The following is an 18,075-nucleotide window of genomic DNA, read 5'->3' on the forward strand; positions in this document are numbered from 1 at the left end:
GAGTCCGTCGTAGCGGTTGACGTCCGTTGCGCGACGCTCCCGGTGTCGAGCCGGTGTGGCGGTTGCCAGGTCGGGGACGATGCCGGGCGGGGATGAGGGGGCGGGTGGCGGGAGAAAATGGGCACAGTGTTGACGGTTGATCTTGGCTCGGCGAACACGGTGGCGGTGGTCGCGGCCACGGGTGAGCGGCCCAGGGTCGTGGAGGTCGACGGCTCGGTGACCATGCCGTCGGCGGTGTTCGCCGCACCCGAGTCCGGTCTGGTGGTGGGCCGGGAGGCCGTGCGCCGGGCCCGCACCCATCCCGCCCGGTTCGAGGGCACGCCGAAGCGCCGCGTGGACGACGGAACGCTGCTGCTGGGCGACCGCGAGGTGACCGTGGTGGACGCGTTCGCCGCCGTCTACGCGCGGGTCGCGGGCGAGGTCGGCAGGCAGCTCGGCGACGCGTCGATCGACGTTGTCCGGCTCACGCACCCGGCGCGCTGGGGCCGGTTCCGCCGCTCGGTGCTCGTCGACAGCGCGCGCCGGGCAGGCTGGCCGGAGGTCGTGCTGGTGCCGGAGCCGGTCGCGGCCGCCGCCTACTTCGCCGCCGAACGGGCCGGGCTGGGCGTCGGCGACGCGCTGGCCGTGTACGACCTGGGTTCGGGCACGTTCGACGTGGCCGTGGTCGAGCGGACGTCCACCGGTTTCCAGGTGCTGGCCGAGGACGGCCTGGCCGACTTCGGCGGCGCGGACATCGACCAGGCCCTGTTCGACCACATCGGCACCCAGCTCGGCCGCCGCGACCCGGCCGCCTGGCAGCGGATCGCCCACCCGGAGACCACTGCGGACCGCCGCGCGCAGCGGGCGTTGCGGGAGGAGGTGACGGCGGCCAAGGAGGCGCTGTCGCAGCACCAGGTCACCGAGATCCCGCTGCCGGAGCCGTTCGACGAGATCATGGTGACGCGTGGGGAGCTGGAGTCCCTGATCGCCGACCCGATCCGCCGCTCGGTCGGCGTCCTGTCCGCCACGATCCGCGCGGCGGGCCGGTCCCCGCAGCGGATCAAGGGCGTGTTCCTGGTCGGCGGCTCCAGCCGGGTGCCGCTGGTGGCCCAGGTGATCGCGGCCGAGCTGGGCGTGGTGCCGATCAGCCTGGACCAGCCGGAGACCACGGTCGCCCTCGGTGCCCACCACCTCGCCGTCCACCACCTCGCCGTCGCCGACCGCGACCCGCTCCCGGAACCCACGCCCGAACCCGGACCCGCCGCGATGGCGCCGGTCCTGCCCGCCGCACTGGCCCCCGAACCGGAGCCGGTATCGGCGACCGGGCCGGTGTTCCGGACGATCCCGCACGCCGCCCCGACATCCGCCCAGACCGGCCCGCTGGACGGGGATCTGTTCCCCCAGCTGGCCGCGTTACCCGGAACCCCTGCCCTGGTCGGCGACACCGAGGCCCCGAAGACGGTCGACCACCAGTGGCTGGTCGCGGCGGCGGTGCTGGTGCTGGTCGCCATCGGGTTCTCCGTGCACGACATCGCCGACTTCGCCGGGTCGTCGTCCGACCGGGTCGGCATCGGCATCGCGCTCTACGTCGCCGCCTGCCTCGTGGGCAGCACCGGCATCGCCCTCCTCATCCGAAACCACCGGCTGGCACCATCGCTGCTCACCGTCGCGAGCGGCCTGTGGCTGATCGCCCTGCACTTCCCGCACCGGGAGTCGATCGTCTACTGGGGACTGGTGGCGGCCGTGGCCGCGACCGCCGCCGCCCACCACCACGCCTGGCAACGACGCCTGCCCACCAGGACCGAGGGCGCCGTCTTGATCTTCGTCTCGGCCTGCTGCTCGCTCGCGACGCTGTGGATCCCCTACCTGCTGGCCGGGATTCTCCTCCTGGCCTCCGGCGTCCTGTACGTACGCGGTGTCAAGTGGGCGACGAACCTGGCCATGCTCCCGATGAGCCTCCTTCTCGTGGGCGTAGCCCTCTACGTGTACGCCGACGCGGAAACCAAGACTTCGCTGCTGCTCCCGGAGTCCCTGCAAAGGGACCACATCGACATCCCGGCCCCGTTCGAGGCGACGCACAACATCAAGGGTGAGCTGGTGCTCACTGCCATCCCCGTCCTCTTCCTTTTCTCGTTCGTCGTCCTGATGCTGCTCGCGCGAAGTTCCCAGCTCGAACAGGCCCATCAGCGCAAGCTCAAGGAAGACGCGGACCTATAGGCCACCTGAGTCACCTGGCCGGTCGCCACTCCAGAACGTCCAGGGCGCCGTTGGGGGCGAACGCTCCGAGCCCGTCCACGCCCTTGGCGAACACGTAGTTCTGCACGGTGGCCACCGGTAGGAACCAGGCCCGGTCCACCACAGCCTTGCTGAACGCGCGCGCCGCCGCGTCCTGCTGGTCCGCCGGTGCGGCGGCCAGGGTGGCAAACGCTTGCTCCACGGCGGGATCCTTGCTCTGGAACGGGTTCAACGGCGAGGCACCGCCGGTGATGTTGAACAGGGCGCTGGCGTAGAGCGGTGTGGTCAGCCGGAACGTCACGCCCGCGAACTTCCGCGAGGTCAGGTCCGCGACGAACTTGCTCAGGTCATTGCCGTCGGTGTGGATGTTCGCAGTCACCCCCGCCTCTCCCAGCTGCGCCGACACCGCCTGCGACGCCGTGTTCATCCCGAACGTCAACAGGTCCACCAGTTCGAACGAGAACCCCTTGGCATACCCCGCCTCGGCCAGCAGCTGCCGCGCCTTCGCCGGATCGTGCGGATAGACGTTCTCCAACGCCGGGTCGTAACCATCGGTCCCCGCCGACGCGATCTGCCCGGCGGGCGAGAACCCCGCACCCAGGGCGTTCGCGATGGCCTGTCGGTCGACCGCGTGGTTCAACGCCTGCCGCACCCGCACATCACCCATCGCGGGCGCGGCCTCACCCGACCGGTCGATGAGATACAGCGCGAGCACCCCGGGGTTGCCTTCCAGCACGGTCGCCCCGCCGCCCTTGGCCTGGGCCACCAGGGTCGCCGTCGCGTTGAGATCGACGTCGATCTGGCCGCTGACCAGCGCCTGGGTGGCCGAGTTGGCGTCCGGGATGACCCGCACCACGACCTTGGCGAACCGTTGCCGCTCCGGCTGCCAGTACCTCGGGTTCTTCACGAACGTGTAGTGGTCGCCCGCCACCGTCCCCGCAGTGTCCAATGTGTACGGTCCGGCGCCGAAGGTCTGGGCGGCGAGCTTGTCCGGGGCCGAACGGCCCGCCGGGCTGATGATGTCGCCCCAGTTCACCAGCTGGCTGAACACATACGGCAGGATCGGGTTCGGCGTGGACAGGCTGACCGTGACCTTCCGCCCCTCGGCCGTCACGTTCGTGATCCCGGTCAGGAACGGCTTCATCGGACCGGGACTGGTCAGGTAGTACTTGAGCGTCGCCACCACGTCCGCAGGCTCCACCGGGCTGCCATCCGCGAACACCACACCGGTCCGGATAGTCATCTCGAACCTGGTATTGCCGGTGCCGACGTATCCCCACTCAGTTGCCAGCGCGGGTGCGAAGCTGCCATCGGAGTTGGCGCGGATCAGCGGTTCATAACCGAGCCAGTTGACGATGCCCTGACCGCCCGAACCGTTCAGGGCGGGGTTCAGGCTCTCCGGCGGCGCGGGCAGCGCCACCACCAGCGTGTCGTCGGCGGCCGCCTTCGACGACGGGGAACAGGCGGGCACGACACAGGCCAAGGCGGCCGCGATGGCCACCACCGCGAGTCTTCTCACGAGACAAGTCCTTCCTGGACGGAACGGGAGGCGCGCCGCAGCGCGCGACGGCGGGCCTGCTCGGCCGGGTCGGCCACCGGGGCCGCCGCGAGCAGGGCGCGGGTGTAGGGGTGGTTCGGGGTGTCGCAGACCTGGGCGACCGGGCCGGACTCGACGACCCGGCCGCGCCGCAGGACGACGACCTCGTCGGCGATGTGCCGGACGACGGCCAGGTCGTGAGTGACGAACAGGTACGACAGGCCGTGCTCGGCCTGCAGGTCGGCGAGCAGGTTGAGCACGTGTGCCTGCACCGACAGGTCCAACGCGCTCACCGCCTCGTCGCAGATCAGCAGGCGCGGCCGGGGCATCAGCGCGCGGGCGATGGCGATGCGTTGCAGCTGTCCGCCGGAGAACTGGGCCGGGTAGCGGTCGGCGGCGGAGCGGTCGAGCCCGACGCGCTCCAGCATGGCCCCGACTCGTTCCCCCAGGTCGGCGGGCCGTTCCCGGGTGAGCGGCTCGGCCACGGCCTGTCCGATGGTGCGGCCGGGGTTGAACGACAGGTACGGGTTCTGGAAGACGACCTGGATCTGTGCGCTCAGTTGCCGCCTGGCGCGACCGCGCAGGTGGGTGATGTCCTGCCCGGAAAGCCGCACGCTCCCTGAACTGACCGGCACCAGTCCGAGCACAGCCTTGCCCAGGGTGGTCTTACCGGAGCCGGACTCCCCTACCAGGCCCACGGTCGTGTTCGGCATTACCCGCAGCGATACGTCTATCAGCGCCTGGTGGTCGCGATAGTGGACCCCTAGCCTCTCGATCTCCAGCAGGCTCATCGGCGGGCTCCCACTGGGTTTCTGGGGTGCAGGCAGCGGAACACGACGCCAGTTTCGTCCGAAGTGGACTCGACAGGTCCGCTCGGGCAGTCATCGGTGGCGAACGCGCAGCGGGGGGCGAACCGGCAGCCGGTGGGCCACTGGCCGGGAGGGGGGACCGCGCCCGGTAGGACCGGCAGTCGGGTTTTCGGTTCGGCGGCAGTGGGGTTTGCCGCCAGCAGGGCTTCCGTATAGGGGTGGCGGGGTGCGGCGAAGACCTGTTCCACGTCCGTGCTCTCCACGACCTGTCCCGCGTACATGACCACGGCCGTGTCGCAGGTGTCGGCGACGACGCCCCAGTCGTGGGTGACCAGGACGAGTGCCATGCCGGTGCGGTCGCGCAGTTCCCGCAGGAGATCGAGTACCTCCGCCTGCACGGTCACGTCCAGCGCGGTGGTGGGTTCGTCGGCGATGAGCAGGCGGGGCTCACCTGCCAGGGCACGCGCGATCGAGACCCGTTGGGCCATGCCGCCGGACAGTTCATGCGGGTACTTCGCCATCACCGCCGCCGGATCGGGCAGGTGCACTGCTCGCAGCAGTTCCACTACCCGGGCCTGGGTGATGCGGCGGTTCGCGCGAGTGTGTCTGCGGACGGTCTCCGCGAGCTGGTCGCCGACGGTGAACAACGGGTCCAGGCCGGCTACCGGATCCTGGCCTATATATCCGATCCCACTGCCTCGGACACCACCCATCGCGCGTTCGCTCAGCCCGAGCAGGTCTTGTCCGGCGAAGGACAGGGCGGTAGCGCTGACGGTCGCTCCCGGTGGTAGCAGCCGCAGCACCCCGGAGACGGCCATGGTCTTACCGCACCCGGACTCCCCCACCAGCCCGAGCGCCTGCCCTGCCGCCACGTCGAACCCGACGCCGTCGACCACGACCGTGCCATCGGCCAACCGCACAGTCAGCCCACGCACCGACAGCACCGCGTCACGTTCCGACGGCTCACGCGCTGCCGGGACCACGCGGGTACGCATCCGCCGCCAGGACAGCTGCTCGCCGGTGACCCGATCGTCGGTCGCGGCCCGGACGACATCGCCGAGCAGCGCGCACGCCACGGCCGTCAGGGCGACCACGCCGCCGGTCGGTACCAGCAGCCACGGCTGCCGGTAGATGGCCTGCGAGGCGTCCAGGATCAACCCGCCCCAGCTCGGCTCCGGCGGCTGGACGCCCAGGCCGAGGAAGCCCAGGGACGCCTCCACCAGCAGGGCCGAGCCCGCGACCAGGGACACCAGCGAGACCACCGGCCCGGCCACGGCGGGCAGCACGTGCCGCGCCAGCACCCGCGCCGGACCCAGCCCGGCGACGGTCGCGGCGGCCACGAACGGCTCGTCCCGCACCCGGATCGCCGAGGCCCGCACGACCCGGGCCAGCCCGGCCGAGGACAACACGCCGAGGGTGACCATGGCGGCGGCCTCGTCGTGCGGGAACACGGCGAGCACCACCAGCAGGATCACCACGGCGGGCGCGGACAACAGCAGGTCGTTGACCCGGTTCAGGACCCGGTCGAGCAGGCCGCGCCGATAGCCCGCGACCAGTCCGAGCAGCACGCCCAGCACGGTGTGGACGACCAGCGCGAGCCCGACCACGAGCAGGCTGGTGCGGCCGCCGTGCAGGACGCGGCTGAGCACGTCCCGCCCGAGCTGGTCGGTGCCCAACCAGTGCGCGCCGGTCGGCCCGCTGTAGACGGCGGCGAGATCCTGGCCCAGCGGCGGGTAGGGGGCCAACCAATCGGCGGCCACACAAGCCAGCACCAACAGAACCAACCAACCCAGGCACAACGCACCGAGCGGGCGGCGCGCGACCGCGCGCAGAACCCTCACGAGGTCACCGTCCGTGGGGTGAGCCGTCCGGACACCAGGTCGGTCAGCAGGTTCACCACGACCACGAGGACCGTGAAGCACAGCACCACGCCCTCCAGCACCGGTAGGTCGTGCTGGGCAGTGGCGGTTACCGTCAGCTGTCCAAGACCGGGCAGGGCGAACAGCTGCTCCACCACGATGGATCCACCCAGCAATCCGATCAGGACCACACCGAACACGTTGACGACCGGTAGTGCCGCGTTCTTGGCCGCGTGCCGGAACACCACCGACCGAGTGGACATCCCGTTGGCGCGCAAAGCCCGGATGTACGGGCGTCCCAGCACGTCCGCCATAGCGCCACGGACCTGTCGGGCGATGACAGCGATACCTCCGACGGACAGACACACGACCGGCAACACCAGCGACAGTGCCCACTGGTCGGGTGCCTCCCCGAACGGCACGTACCCGGTCACCGGGAACACCGCCAGGTTCACCGCGAACACGACCACCAACAACAACCCCAGCCACGGCGCGGGCACGCTCATGCCCAGCACCGAGACCCCGTCGACCACCCTGCCCACGAACCCGCCACGCACCGCCCCGAACAGCCCGATGGCGGCACCGATGACCGCGATCACCAAGGCGGACAACCCAAGCAGCGACAGCGTGACCGCCACGCGGTCCTGGACGATGTCGGTGACCGGTTGGGCGGTGAACAGCGACGTGCCCAGGTCGCCGCGCACCAGACCGGTCAGCCAGTGCCAGTACTGCTCCACCAGCGGCCGGTCCAGGCCGAGCTGGGCGCGCACCTGGGCATACGCGACCGGGTCGGTGTTGGTGCCCAGGATCGTGCGCGCCGCGTCGCCGGGGGTGAGCCAGGCAAGGACGAAGGTGAGCGCGGACAGGACGAGCAGGAGCGGCAGCGACCACAGCAGCCTGCCGCCGACCAGCCGGATCATCGGGGGGCTCCCAGGACCGGCAGCACAACCAGGGTGTCGGGCAGCAGGGTGATCCGCGCGGGCTCGGCCGACTCGTCGGCGCGCACGGCGGTGAGCCCCAGCCGCAGCGACTCGCCCGGTCGCAGGAGCAGGTGCACGGGGTAGATCTCGACGTGCAGGGTGACCGGCTCGCCCGGGGGTACCGGGTCGGCGGCGGTGTGCGGATGCCAGGGGATGGCGACGTCACCGGCCGGGGTCACCGTGCTGCGGTCCAGGTCGAGGGCCCGGTGCGCGGCCCGCAGCCTCCCCTCGGTGATCTGCCGCGCGGCCCCGTCGACGTCGACGACCGAGACACGGGCGTGCAGGTCGAAGTCGACACAGTTGTCGACACCGGACACGAGATTATCCACTATGGACACCAGGGTGAGCCCGACCTGGCCCAGCAGCCGGGTCGGTTCGGTGATCGGCAGGTCGAAGGTCACCGACTCGCCCCACAGCCGCATGCCCGAGTCGGTGGACAGGTCGACCATCAGGGACACGTCGGTCGGCCCGGCGGGCGGCGCGCAGGAGAGGTCGACGCACACCGGCCTGGTCACCGGTTCACGCACCGGTGACCACCGCGCCCACTCGGGTTCGGGCAGGCCCGGCAGCGTGATCCACTCGTCGGAGTCCAGCCGGGACAGGGCCACATTGGCCGCCGGACGGGTCGGATCCGGGCCCTCGCCGAACAGCCAATGCCGGAACCAGGCCGCCAGCTCCGCCCCGAGTTCCTTCGGCACGAACGGTTCGTGGCTCCAGTTGCCGACCACGAGCCGCTTCGGCGCGGCGCATTGTTGGAACCCGCGCACGGAGCCGCGCAGGAAGTAGTCGGTCCAGCCGCCGAGGAACAGCGCGGGCGCGGCGATCGCGCTGAGATCGGCCTGCTGGAAGGGCGCGGTGTCGAGGTCCTCCTCCAGCAGGCCGAGGTAGAAGTACCGCAGACCCTCGCGCCGGGTCTCGCGGTGTTGTGACGACAGGAGTGTCCGCGCGCCCCACGCGGTATGCGACGGGATGCCGCCGCGCTTCCACATGTCGCGGTAGGTGTCGGTGGGCGCGATCCACGGTGCCAGACAGCGCAGCCCCTTCGGGCGGCGCGCGGCGATGAGAAGCTGGTTTATACCGGAGTAGGACCCACCCGCGAGCGCGGTTCCGTTCTCACAGAACGGTTGTTGCGCGATCCACTCCAACAGTTCGACGCCGTCGGTGATCTCACGCTCGGACAGCACACCGTAGTAGGGGCCGGTGGAACCGCCGAACCCACGCACATCGGCGACCACCGCGTGGCAGCCCGTACTCAGGATCAGGTTCAGCAACGGAAAGTGCTGCATGGACTCCTTGCGGTAGGGGGTGATCAGGACGACGACCGGGGCCGGTCCGGTCCCCGCCGGGTAGCGCAGGGCGGACAGGACGGCGCCGTCGCCCATCGGGACGGTCAACGGCTCCGGGGACGGGAGCACCGGCGGCGCGGTGGATCCGGACATGGTGGGGACCTCGCTGTCGTGAAGTGTGGGCTGCTGAGCAGACGCGCCCGGAAGTGGAGACCTGAGGGCAGGGCGATATCCCGCCACGGTTCACCCGATCGGTCAGGAGGAGAGCGCGGGCATCGGCCCAGCGTCACGGAACCGGCGGGAAAACCCACCGGGACGGGGAAAACGGCGCCGCGGCACGCGGCAGCACGAAACCGGTATTCGAGGGGATCAGAAGAACCAGGACACGGGCTCGTGCCCGCGGTCGACCACGTCGCCGAAGCGGCCGCCGTGGAACCCCAGCGGATCCCCCAGACGTTCACAGGTCGCCAGCACGTGCCCGATCACCACGACGTGGTCACCGGCCTCGAAATGCCGCTCCACCTCGCATTCCAGGTGCGCCAACGCCTCCGGGACGACCGGCACCCGGTGATGCCCCTGGATGACCTCCAGGCCGGCGAAGTGGTCGGCGCCGCGCTTGGCGAAGCGCATCGCGAGGTGTTCCTGGCGCGCGGACAGGATGTTGACCACGAACCGGCCCGCGCCGGTGATCGCGTCGGTGCTGCGCGCGCCCGTGGTCAGGCACACCAGCAGCAGCGGTGGTTCCAGCGAGACCGAGGTGAGCGAGTTGACGGTCATGCCGTGCGGCACGCCGTCCCGGTCCCGGGTGGTCACCACGGCCACCCCGGTGGCGAAGCGGCCCATGGTGCGCCGCATCGCCGCCGGGTCGACCAGACCGGTCGCGATCACCCCTGCCGCCCGTAGCGGACCTCGAAGGTGACCACGCCCTCCTCGCTGCGCCACGGCCCGTGCGCCATGCCCGGCGGGCGGCAGGCGTACATGCCCGGGGTGAAGGTCTCGCCCAGGGTGAGGTCGGTGAACGACCCCTCCAGGATGTAGACCTCCTCCCAGAAGTCGTGCCGCTGCACCCCCAACGGACTGGAATCGGCGCCGGGCGCGTAGCGCAGGATGCGGGTGGCGAACCCGGTCTCCGGGTCGGCGGCGAGGACCCGCTGGGTGATCTCCGGGATGCCGCCCGGGGCCTCGGTGTACTCGACGTCGGCGACCGGGAAGAACTCGTGTTCCGGTTTCACGCTGGCACTCCGTATCCGGCGAGGAAGTCCTCGACCTCGGCAAGGGGTCCGTCGAACCCGTAGTTGCGGAACGCGTAGCCCTTCACGACGAACGGGGCTCCCGCGTAGAACATCTCGTACTGGTGGTGGCGTCCGGCGAACTCGCTGCCGACCGCGTCCCAGGCGAGCTTGAACAGCTTCACCCGCTCGGCGGCGGGAGTGTCGGGGCTCTGCACGTACCTGTCGATGTCGGGGCGGGTGACGGGACTGGTCAGATCCGCCACGCTCGACGGAACCTGCAACACTCCCCCGCCGACCAGGTCGCGCAGGATCGCGAGCACGCGCGGGTACAGCTCGGCCTGCAACCCCATCGCCCCGTACAGGGCGCGCGCGCCGGGCCGCCATAGACCTTGCGCGTCAGGCTCGCTGGTGTACTCGGCGGCGAGCACGGCGGACTCCACCAGTGAGGCGAGAGACGCCAGCTCGCCCAGCTTCTCCACCACGCCCGGCAGCCGGTCCACCTGGTTCACCGCCGCGACCTTGCGCGCGATGCCCGCGAGGAACTGGAGTTTGACCGCGAACCGGATCTGCGCCTGCCAGTTGCCCAGCACGTGCGCGCCGGTGTCGAAGAACTGCTTGCGCAGCCCGGCCACGTCCCGGTGCACGAACACGCGGTCCCACGGGATGAACACGTCCTCGAACACCAGCAACGCGTCGGTCTCGTCGTAGCGGGTGGTCAGCGGGTAGTCGTACGAGCTGGTCGCGGCGGGCGCGTACGGGCGGCGGCAGTACAGCTTGAGACCGGCGGCGCCCACCGGGACGACGAACCCGAGCGCGAAGTCGGTGTCCTCCGGGCCGAGCGGCTTGATGCAGGACACGAAGATCTCGTCCGCGACCGCGCCGCCGGTGGCCAGCATCTGCGCGCCGCGCACCACGATCCCGTCGGCGCGTTCCTCGGCGATGCCGACCTGGATGAGGTCGCCGTCCCAGTCGTGCGCGGTGCTCGCGCGGGAGACCTGCGGCGGGATGATCGCGTACGAGACGTAGAGGCTGTCGCGGGCGACTCTCTCTCGGAACGCGGTGACGTTGTCCGCGAATCGCTCGTCGAACGCCTCCGGGTGCGCGGCGAAGGCGGCGGCGAACGCGCCGACGTGGTCGGGACTGCGTCCCACCCAACCGTGTGTGTGGCGGGCCCACGCGGTCGCGGACTCGCGGAACGCGGTCAGGTCTTCCCGGCTGCGCGGGGCGACGAACAGCCGGTTGACGGTCGCGCCGGTGTCCGGGTCCGTGCGCAGGAACCCGGCGGCGGGGTCGGCGGCCCGGTCGAACAGCTCGGCGATGGTCGCGGCCACCGGCGCGAACGCCGGGTGGTGCGCGATGTCGCCGACCGGCGCGCCGTCCAGGAAGACCCGGCGGTCGTCCTTGAGCGCGGCCAGGTAGTCGGCTCCGGTTCGGGTCATGGGTTCCTCGTCTTCGTCTCGTAGGCGTGGGTGAGCACGGGACCGGCGGGCAGCTCCAGGTGCACGCGCCAGTAGGCGCCGGGCGTGAACTCGCCGGTGAGCAGCGGCAACGTGCCGCAGAACAGCACCAGGTCGCGGTCGACCGGCCCGAGCGCGGCGGTCATCCTGGCGACCAGGTCGGCCGGGTGGCGCAGGGTGGCGACGGAGCCGCGCTGGTAGGGCCAGCCGTCCACGCTGGAGTCCGCGGCCAGGCCGTCCCACTCCACCGTGGACAGGTCGGGGCCGAGGTGGACGACGCTGTCGCCCAGCGGTTTCGCGCACGCGGCCTTGCTCGCGGCGATGTCGACGCGTTCCAGCTCGCGGTCCGTGTGGTCGGATCCGACGGCCAGGTAGTACCGGCCCGCGTGCCGGACGATCACCGGCTCCACCTCGCCGGAGGTCGCCGGACCGGACACCGCGGCCACCGCGTCGGTGGTGAGCAGGGCGGGGTCGAGGTCGTAGAAGGCGGGCACGGTGGCGGGCGGCGGCACGCCGATCGCGGCCAGCTCGGCGATGTGCGCGGCGACCACGGCCTCGTCGCGCGCGGTGTACCCGGCGACGACGAGCCTGGCCGGGGTGACGGTCAGCATCTCGTCGGTGCCCAGGACGCGCAGCTTGAGCGGGGTCATCGGCTGGCTCCCGCGAGCGGCATGGGCAGCACGCGGTCGGCCAGGACCGGGAACTCGGCCCGGGTCGCGGCCACGACCGCGGGGTCGACCTCGGCGGTGGTGACGCCCTCGTCGGTGCCCGCCTCGACCAGCACGGTGCCCCACGGGTCCACGATCCGGCTCGTGCCCGCGAGCTCGGTGCCGTGCTGGGTGCCGACGGCGTTGCAGGCGATGACGAGCACCTGCTCCTCGACCGCGCGGCAGGAGGTGAACAGCCGCCAGTGTTCGCGGCGCGCGGCGGGCCACGCGGCCGGGACCACGACGGTCTCCGCGCCGCGGTCGACCATCGACCGCCACAGCTCGGGGAAGCGCAGGTCATAGCAGGTGGTCAGGCCGACCGTGTCGGACACCGCGACCCGGTCCCCGGCGGTGAGCAGCTGTGCTTCCCGGGAGGCGTAACCGAAGACGTGGATTTTGCGGTAGGTCTGCGCGATGGAACCGTCCGGCGCGATTGACACCGCCGTGTTGAAGAGCCTGCCGCGCTCGTCGCGCTCGACGATGCTGCCCAGGTGGACATGCGCGTTGAGTGCGCGCGCCCACTCGCGGGCGGTGGTGACTGTCGGCCCTTCCAGCGACTCCGCCGCGTGCTCGTACGCGTCGAAGGCGAAATAGCCGACGGCCCACAGTTCCGGCAGGACAACCAGGTCCGCACCGCGTGCGTCGGCGACCATCGCGGCCACCCGTTCGCGTCGCTGCGCGGGCGTCTCCTCGGCCGGGCTGGCGACCTGGATCAGTGCGATTCTCACGCGCCACCCCCATCCGGCAGACGAAGCGCGGTCATCGTGCCCGCGAGGTGCGCGGCGAGCGCGCGACTGGCCTGATCGGGGTCCCCCGTGCGCAACGCGGCCACGATCGCGGAGTGCTCGTCGAGCACCGTGCGGAACCGGCCCGCGTTGTTCGACACCGCGCGCAGACCCATGCGCACCTGGCGTTCGCGCAGTGTCTCGTAGATGTCTGCGAGGACCGCGTTGCCCGCACGGCCGACGATCGCGCGGTGGAACGCGCGGTCGCGGTCGATGAACCCGACCGGGTCGCCGACCAGCGCCTCCTGCTCGACGAGCAGGCCGTCGAGCCGGTCAAGCAGGTCCGCGGCGAGCGGGGCGACCCGGCGCACCGCCCAGTCCTCGATCAGCTCGCGGGCCTCCATGACCGCGCGCACCTCGGCGTCCGGGATGGGCGGGACGAACGCGCCCTTCTTGGGCAGGATCCGCAGAAACCCCTCGGCCTCCAGGCGCAGCAGCGCCTCACGGACCGGGGTGCGCGAGGTCCCGGCCGCCTCGGCCACCGCGGACTCGGTGAGGAACGTGCCGTCGTCGCGCGGCAGTGTGGCGATGTGCTGCTTGAGCCACTGGTAGGTGAGGTCCTGCGCGGACGCTCGTGAACTGCTCATAGGCCAGATGTATACAAGTCGTGGACAACGAACGCAAGGCCCGGTGAACGGGGAGGTCAGGCGCGCACGGACCGTTCGACCTCGGCCAGGAACGCCCCGAACGCCCGGGGCATGTCCACCCGGTCGGGGTCCAGCAGCCATTGCTGCTGCAGGCCGTCCATCACCGCGAACAGTCGCTGCGCGCACGCGAGCGTGTCCAGGTCGGCCTTCAGCTCGCCCGCCTCGACACCCGCCCGCAACGAACGGTCCGCGTGCTCTATCAGCCGCCGATAACGCTCGCGCGCCCACTCGCGCGCGGGGTGGCCGTCGGTCACCGCCTCGCCGTTCAGCACGGTGAACAGCTGCACCAACCCCGGCACGCGCGAGTTGAAGTCGACCAGCGCCCGCAGGTCGTCGAACAGCCTGGGCCAGGGCGTGACCCCGTCCAGGTCTATCCCGATCCGCTGCCCGTCGCGTTGGTCGCGCTCGTGCAGCACGGCGATCAACAGCTCGGCCTTGCCCGGGAAGTGGTGGAGCAGACCGGGCTGGGTGATCCCGGCCCCGTCCGCGATGCGCGCCAACGACGCGCCCCGGAACCCGAACGCGGTGAACTCCTGGAACGCGACCGCGATGATCCGCTCGCGCCGGGCGTCCCCTCGTGCAACCACGTCGGCACCCTATCGAGCGGGGGAAATGTAACGTCAACATAACAAACCTACTGATTACTCGGTTGGCTTCCTACTGTAGGGCAGATCCCCGTCGAGGCAAGGAGTTCTTCCGATGGACCTGATCTGGCCCCCACCGCCCTACCGGCCGCCCACCCCCGCGCGCGTGACCGAGGACGGCACGCGGTTCTTCGACGGACTCATGTACTCGGCGAACCCCGGATACCGTCCTGTGCTGCTGGACGTGCACGTGCCCGCCGTTGCCGAGCCGCCTCCGGTGGTGGTGTGGATTCACGGGGGCGCGTGGCTGGAGGGGGACCGCCGGTTCCCACCGCCGACGGTCAGTGCGGACTCACTGTTCGGGGGGCTGTTGCGGGCGGGGTTCGCGGTGGTGACGGTGGATTACCGACACAGCGCGGAGGCTGTCTTCCCGGCGCAGCTGCACGACGTGAAGGCGGCGGTGCGGTACGTGCGGAAGTTCGCCGGGTTGCTGGGGGTGGACGGATCACGGATCGGCGTGTGGGGGGAGTCGGCCGGTGGACATCTCGCGGCGCTGGTGGGACTGACCGGGCCTGGACGGCTTGAGGGAGAGGTAGGTGTGCCCGGTGACGACAGCGGTGTTGCGGTGGTCGTCGACTGGTATGGGGTGTCGGACCTTGCACTGATCGCCGCGTCGGGGCGGCCGTTGGACCCTGGTATGCCCAATCCGGAGCGGGAGTTGGTGGGCGGGTCGGACGCGGAGTGGCCCGCGTTGGCGGCGGCGGCGAGTCCGGTGACGTATGCGGATCGGGTGGGGCCGCCGTTTCTGCTGATGCACGGGACGGGGGATACGACGGTGGGGTTCGCGCAGAGCGAGGCGCTGGAGCGGCGGCTGCGGGAGAGCGGGACGTCGGTGACGTTGCGGCCGGTGGTGGGGGCGGATCACATCTTCCTGGGGGTGGAGGACGTGGACGCGCTGGTCGCGGAGAGCATCGCTTTCCTGACGGAGCACCTGGCGCGGTAGCTGTCGAGCGGCGGGGCCCGGCTGTGGATGGCTCGACCGCCTGTGGACAGGCTTCGGGGGATCCCCGGATTTCCATTCTCCCAGGCCACGCGGGGACGGGACAAGCCGACGACGCCCGGCCCTGTGGACAACCGGCCGGGATCCCCGAGGTCCGGCCCAGGGCAGGGAGCGGAGGGTGCCGGTCCGGGCCGTGGACGACTCCCGAGGCTACAAGGTGATCATGGTGACGCCGGTGCCCAGGGCGTTGCCCATCGCCGTCAGGGCCGAGGGCGCCTGGTCCAACGAGATGGTGCGGGTGATGAGGTCGGCGGGTCGGAGGGTGCCCGCGCTGACCATCGACATCAGTTCCGGGTAGGCGTGGGCGGGCATGCCGTGGCTGCCGAGGACGGCCAGTTCGTGGGCGATCACGCGGGCCATCGGGACCGGTGGGTCCGTGGGGAGCAGGCCCACCTGGACGTGCCTGCCGCGCCGACGGAGGCAGAGGATCGAGGCGGCGCAGGTGGCGGGGCTGCCCAGGGCGTCCAGCGACAGGTGGGCGCCGCCGCCGGTGAGGTCGTGGATGGCGGTGGGGATGTCGACCGTGGTGACCGGGTTGAGGCAGACGGCGCCGAGGGTGGCGGCCAGGTCCAGGGCGGTCTGGGAGATGTCCACGGCCACGACGCGCGCGCCCGCCGCCACGGCCACCGCGACGGCGGAGAGGCCGACGCCGCCGCAGCCGTGGACGGCGACCCATTCGCCGGGGGCGACGCGGCCCTGGGCGATCACCGCGCGGAAGGAGGTGGCGACGCGGCAGCCGAGGCCCGCGGCGGTGGTGAAGGAGATGTCGTCGGTGAGGCCGACCAGGTTGACCTCGGCGTCCTCGACCGCCACGTACTCGGCGAACGAGCCCCAGTGGGTGAAGCCGGGCTGGGTCTGCCGCTCGCACACCTGCTGGTCGCCCGCCGCGCAGGCCGCGCACCGGCCGCAGGCGCAGACGAACGGGACGGTGACCCGGTCGCCCTCGTGCCAGCGGGTGACGCCGGGGCCGACCGCGGCGATCGTGCCCGCCAGCTCGTGGCCGGGGACGTGCGGCAGGCGGATGCCCGGGTCGTGGCCGATCCAGCCGTGCCAGTCGCTGCGGCACAGGCCGGTGGCCGCGACCCGGATCACCACGCCCCTGGCCGACGGGGTCGGATCGGGCACCGACTCGACCCGGGGATCCACGCCGAACCGCTCGAACACCACCGCGCGCACCCGACCACCCCTGTCGCCGAACCACCAGGACCGGGTCCAGGATTCGGCCAGGCGCGCGCGTCGGTCAAGACGCCGGGCCGGTCACGAACCCGCGACCGCCTGGATGGCGTCCGCGATCGCGGCGTGCCCTCGGCTGTTCGGGTGCACCAGCGACCACCCGCCGGACCGGTCGGTGATCCCCTCGACCCAGTTCTTGCCATCCGGCTGGCACACGTCGTGGCCGGTGCTGATCGCGTAGGTGTCGACGTACCGCGCGCTGTGCGCCTGCGCCTGCATCGCCAGCACCAGGTTGAGCCGCTCCAACACGTCCGTGCGCAGCCACACCAGGTCCGGCCGGGTCGCGGTGGCGAAGTTCTTCAACGCCGCCGGGTCGGTGCCGTGCACGCAGGTGCCCGGATCGTCCGGGATGATCTTCGGGTAGCCGACCACCAGGATCCTGGCCCCGGGCGCGTTCGCCTGGATCGCCGCGAGCAGCTCGCCGAACTGCTCACTCACCTGCGTCAACCGCTCGTCCACAGTGGGCACGCCGTCGGCCCCGCTGGTGAAGTAGTCCTTGCACGGCGCGTCCGCGTCCTCGTCCGCCCACTCCCCCAACTGCAAACATGCATACAGCAACTCGGCGAACCCGAAGGTGTTGCCGCCGATCCCCACCGTCACCAGGTTCGTGCTCTCCGACAGCGCGCTGATCTGCGGCGGCACCGGCGTGAACGGGTAGTCGGGGTCCACCACGTCGAAGAACGGCAGGTTGTACCCGTTCGGCACCTGCTCCTCGTCCAGCACGTTCGCGATCGTGGCACCCGCGCAGCTCACGTTGGTGAGGTCGTACTTGCCCTCCCACCGCTGCCGCAACACCTCCGGGTACGAGCCCACCGTCCGCACGCACCCGTCCCGCTGCCCGCCGGAGGACACCTCGACCCCGGCGGCCGGGATCGCGCCCGCCGCATAGGAGTCCCCGAACGCCACCCACTGCAACGACGCTTGCCGAACCGGCGCCGCACTGGCGGTCGGCACCACGACACCGAACCCGGCGACCACGGCCGCGACGACGGCGGTCAACCGGATATGGACACGCGACATCGGATTCACCTCTCGGGGAAAGTCCGCCGCCCCGGAGAGGGCGGCCCGGGAAAGTCGTACCGTCTTCCGCTCCGTCGACGCCAGCGGTCTCACCCGGGCCGGTGACGGCCGTGGATCATTGCACGAGCCAAAGGGGGGACAATAAACGAACGCCACCGCCCCACGCAGAGCGCGTCCCAGGCCCACCGGGCCACACCACGCGGACACACAGTCAGGCCGACCGCCGCCACGCAAACGACACTCGGCACGCCTGCCTACGCTTTCATCCGTCCCCGAAGCCCTGTTCTCGATTGGCCGGAGAATATCGAAAAAAGGCGTGGAAGGGATTCCGGGCACTGCTCCGAACCGGTCCACGACAAGGCGGGCGGGACCATCCGCGACGGCTTGTGTCCACAATGGACCTCTCGGTGCCAACCGAGCCGCGAGAGGGGTCTGGGCATAGGCCGCTCTCGCGGCCCGGTTGGTACTTGTCGGTCGTACCGCTCGGTGGCGGTCTGCGGGGTCGAACCCTGTGAACGCGGGACACGGTAGAAGAAGTCGTGCGGCGCGGGATACCTCCGAATGGCGCAAGACATCCCCGGTCGCCCGGCCGGACATGACGGATCCGACCGAGCGCCGGGATCGGCTACGGGCGAAAGTCCTCAACATGGGACCGTCCACGGCAG

General features: G+C 71.2%; 16 protein-coding genes. 2 read left to right on the forward strand and 14 right to left on the reverse strand.

Features of this window, described 5'->3' with window-relative positions; genetic code table 11:
- Positions 1-117: 117 nt before the first annotated feature.
- Positions 118-2,196, forward strand: a complete 2,079-nt coding sequence (locus C503_RS46335; RefSeq protein WP_051114963.1) for an Hsp70 family protein — start codon at positions 118-120, stop codon at positions 2,194-2,196.
- Positions 2,197-2,206: 10 nt separating this feature from the next.
- Here the strand turns inward: C503_RS46335 and C503_RS0129570 are convergent, their stop codons facing one another.
- The 12 genes from C503_RS0129570 to C503_RS0129625 form a co-directional block, all read right to left on the reverse strand.
- The gene (locus C503_RS0129570; RefSeq protein ID WP_018685841.1) at positions 2,207-3,733 is read right to left on the reverse strand and encodes an ABC transporter substrate-binding protein; all 1,527 of its coding nucleotides are present in this window, start codon (positions 3,731-3,733) and stop codon (positions 2,207-2,209) included.
- Positions 3,730-4,542: an ATP-binding cassette domain-containing protein gene (locus tag C503_RS0129575; RefSeq protein WP_018685842.1), complete on the reverse strand. Its 813-nt coding sequence runs from the start codon at positions 4,540-4,542 to the stop codon at positions 3,730-3,732. Before C503_RS0129575 ends, C503_RS0129570 begins: the two co-directional genes overlap by 4 nt.
- Positions 4,539-6,401, reverse strand: coding sequence for a dipeptide/oligopeptide/nickel ABC transporter permease/ATP-binding protein (locus tag C503_RS0129580; protein ID WP_018685843.1), 1,863 nt, complete (start codon positions 6,399-6,401; stop codon positions 4,539-4,541). The genes C503_RS0129575 and C503_RS0129580 overlap by 4 nt, the downstream gene beginning before the upstream one ends.
- A complete protein-coding gene (locus tag C503_RS0129585) occupies positions 6,398-7,339 on the reverse strand; it encodes an ABC transporter permease (RefSeq protein ID WP_018685844.1) in 942 nt (313 codons plus the stop codon). The genes C503_RS0129580 and C503_RS0129585 overlap by 4 nt, the downstream gene beginning before the upstream one ends.
- A complete protein-coding gene (locus C503_RS0129590) occupies positions 7,336-8,838 on the reverse strand; it encodes a CocE/NonD family hydrolase (protein WP_018685845.1) in 1,503 nt (500 codons plus the stop codon). Before C503_RS0129590 ends, C503_RS0129585 begins: the two co-directional genes overlap by 4 nt.
- A 216-nt stretch (positions 8,839-9,054) precedes the next feature.
- On the reverse strand, positions 9,055-9,573 hold the full coding sequence (locus tag C503_RS0129595) for a flavin reductase family protein (protein WP_018685846.1): 519 nt from the start codon (positions 9,571-9,573) through the stop codon (positions 9,055-9,057).
- The gene (locus C503_RS0129600; protein WP_018685847.1) at positions 9,570-9,917 is read right to left on the reverse strand and encodes a cupin domain-containing protein; all 348 of its coding nucleotides are present in this window, start codon (positions 9,915-9,917) and stop codon (positions 9,570-9,572) included. Before C503_RS0129600 ends, C503_RS0129595 begins: the two co-directional genes overlap by 4 nt.
- The gene (locus tag C503_RS0129605) at positions 9,914-11,356 is read right to left on the reverse strand and encodes a 4-hydroxyphenylacetate 3-hydroxylase family protein (RefSeq protein WP_018685848.1); all 1,443 of its coding nucleotides are present in this window, start codon (positions 11,354-11,356) and stop codon (positions 9,914-9,916) included. Before C503_RS0129605 ends, C503_RS0129600 begins: the two co-directional genes overlap by 4 nt.
- A complete protein-coding gene (locus C503_RS0129610) occupies positions 11,353-12,024 on the reverse strand; it encodes a DUF2848 family protein (RefSeq protein ID WP_018685849.1) in 672 nt (223 codons plus the stop codon). Before C503_RS0129610 ends, C503_RS0129605 begins: the two co-directional genes overlap by 4 nt.
- Positions 12,021-12,809: a carbon-nitrogen family hydrolase gene (locus C503_RS0129615; protein ID WP_018685850.1), complete on the reverse strand. Its 789-nt coding sequence runs from the start codon at positions 12,807-12,809 to the stop codon at positions 12,021-12,023. Before C503_RS0129615 ends, C503_RS0129610 begins: the two co-directional genes overlap by 4 nt.
- On the reverse strand, positions 12,806-13,453 hold the full coding sequence (locus C503_RS0129620; protein WP_018685851.1) for a GntR family transcriptional regulator: 648 nt from the start codon (positions 13,451-13,453) through the stop codon (positions 12,806-12,808). The genes C503_RS0129615 and C503_RS0129620 overlap by 4 nt, the downstream gene beginning before the upstream one ends.
- A gap of 56 nt (positions 13,454-13,509) precedes the next feature.
- Positions 13,510-14,100, reverse strand: a complete 591-nt coding sequence (locus C503_RS0129625) for a TetR/AcrR family transcriptional regulator (protein WP_018685852.1) — start codon at positions 14,098-14,100, stop codon at positions 13,510-13,512.
- 112 nt (positions 14,101-14,212) lie between these two features.
- Here C503_RS0129625 and C503_RS0129630 point away from each other — a divergent pair, with 112 nt between their 5' ends.
- Positions 14,213-15,100 carry an alpha/beta hydrolase gene (locus C503_RS0129630; protein WP_018685853.1) on the forward strand — a complete coding sequence of 296 codons (888 nt, stop codon included), beginning with the start codon at positions 14,213-14,215 and terminating at the stop codon, positions 15,098-15,100.
- A 207-nt stretch (positions 15,101-15,307) separates the two neighbouring features.
- Here C503_RS0129630 and C503_RS0129635 read toward each other — a convergent pair whose 3' ends face one another.
- Both C503_RS0129635 and C503_RS47000 read right to left on the reverse strand, forming a co-directional pair.
- Entirely contained in the window at positions 15,308-16,333 is a 1,026-nt protein-coding gene (locus C503_RS0129635; RefSeq protein WP_018685854.1) for a zinc-dependent alcohol dehydrogenase family protein, read from the reverse strand.
- 81 nt (positions 16,334-16,414) lie between these two features.
- Positions 16,415-17,410 (reverse strand): SGNH/GDSL hydrolase family protein, encoded by a 996-nt coding sequence (locus C503_RS47000; RefSeq protein WP_018685855.1) that lies wholly within the window; start codon positions 17,408-17,410, stop codon positions 16,415-16,417.
- Positions 17,411-18,075 lie beyond the last annotated feature (665 nt).

The organism is Actinokineospora enzanensis DSM 44649, assembly GCF_000374445.1.
Lineage (GTDB): Bacteria > Actinomycetota > Actinomycetes > Mycobacteriales > Pseudonocardiaceae > Actinokineospora > Actinokineospora enzanensis.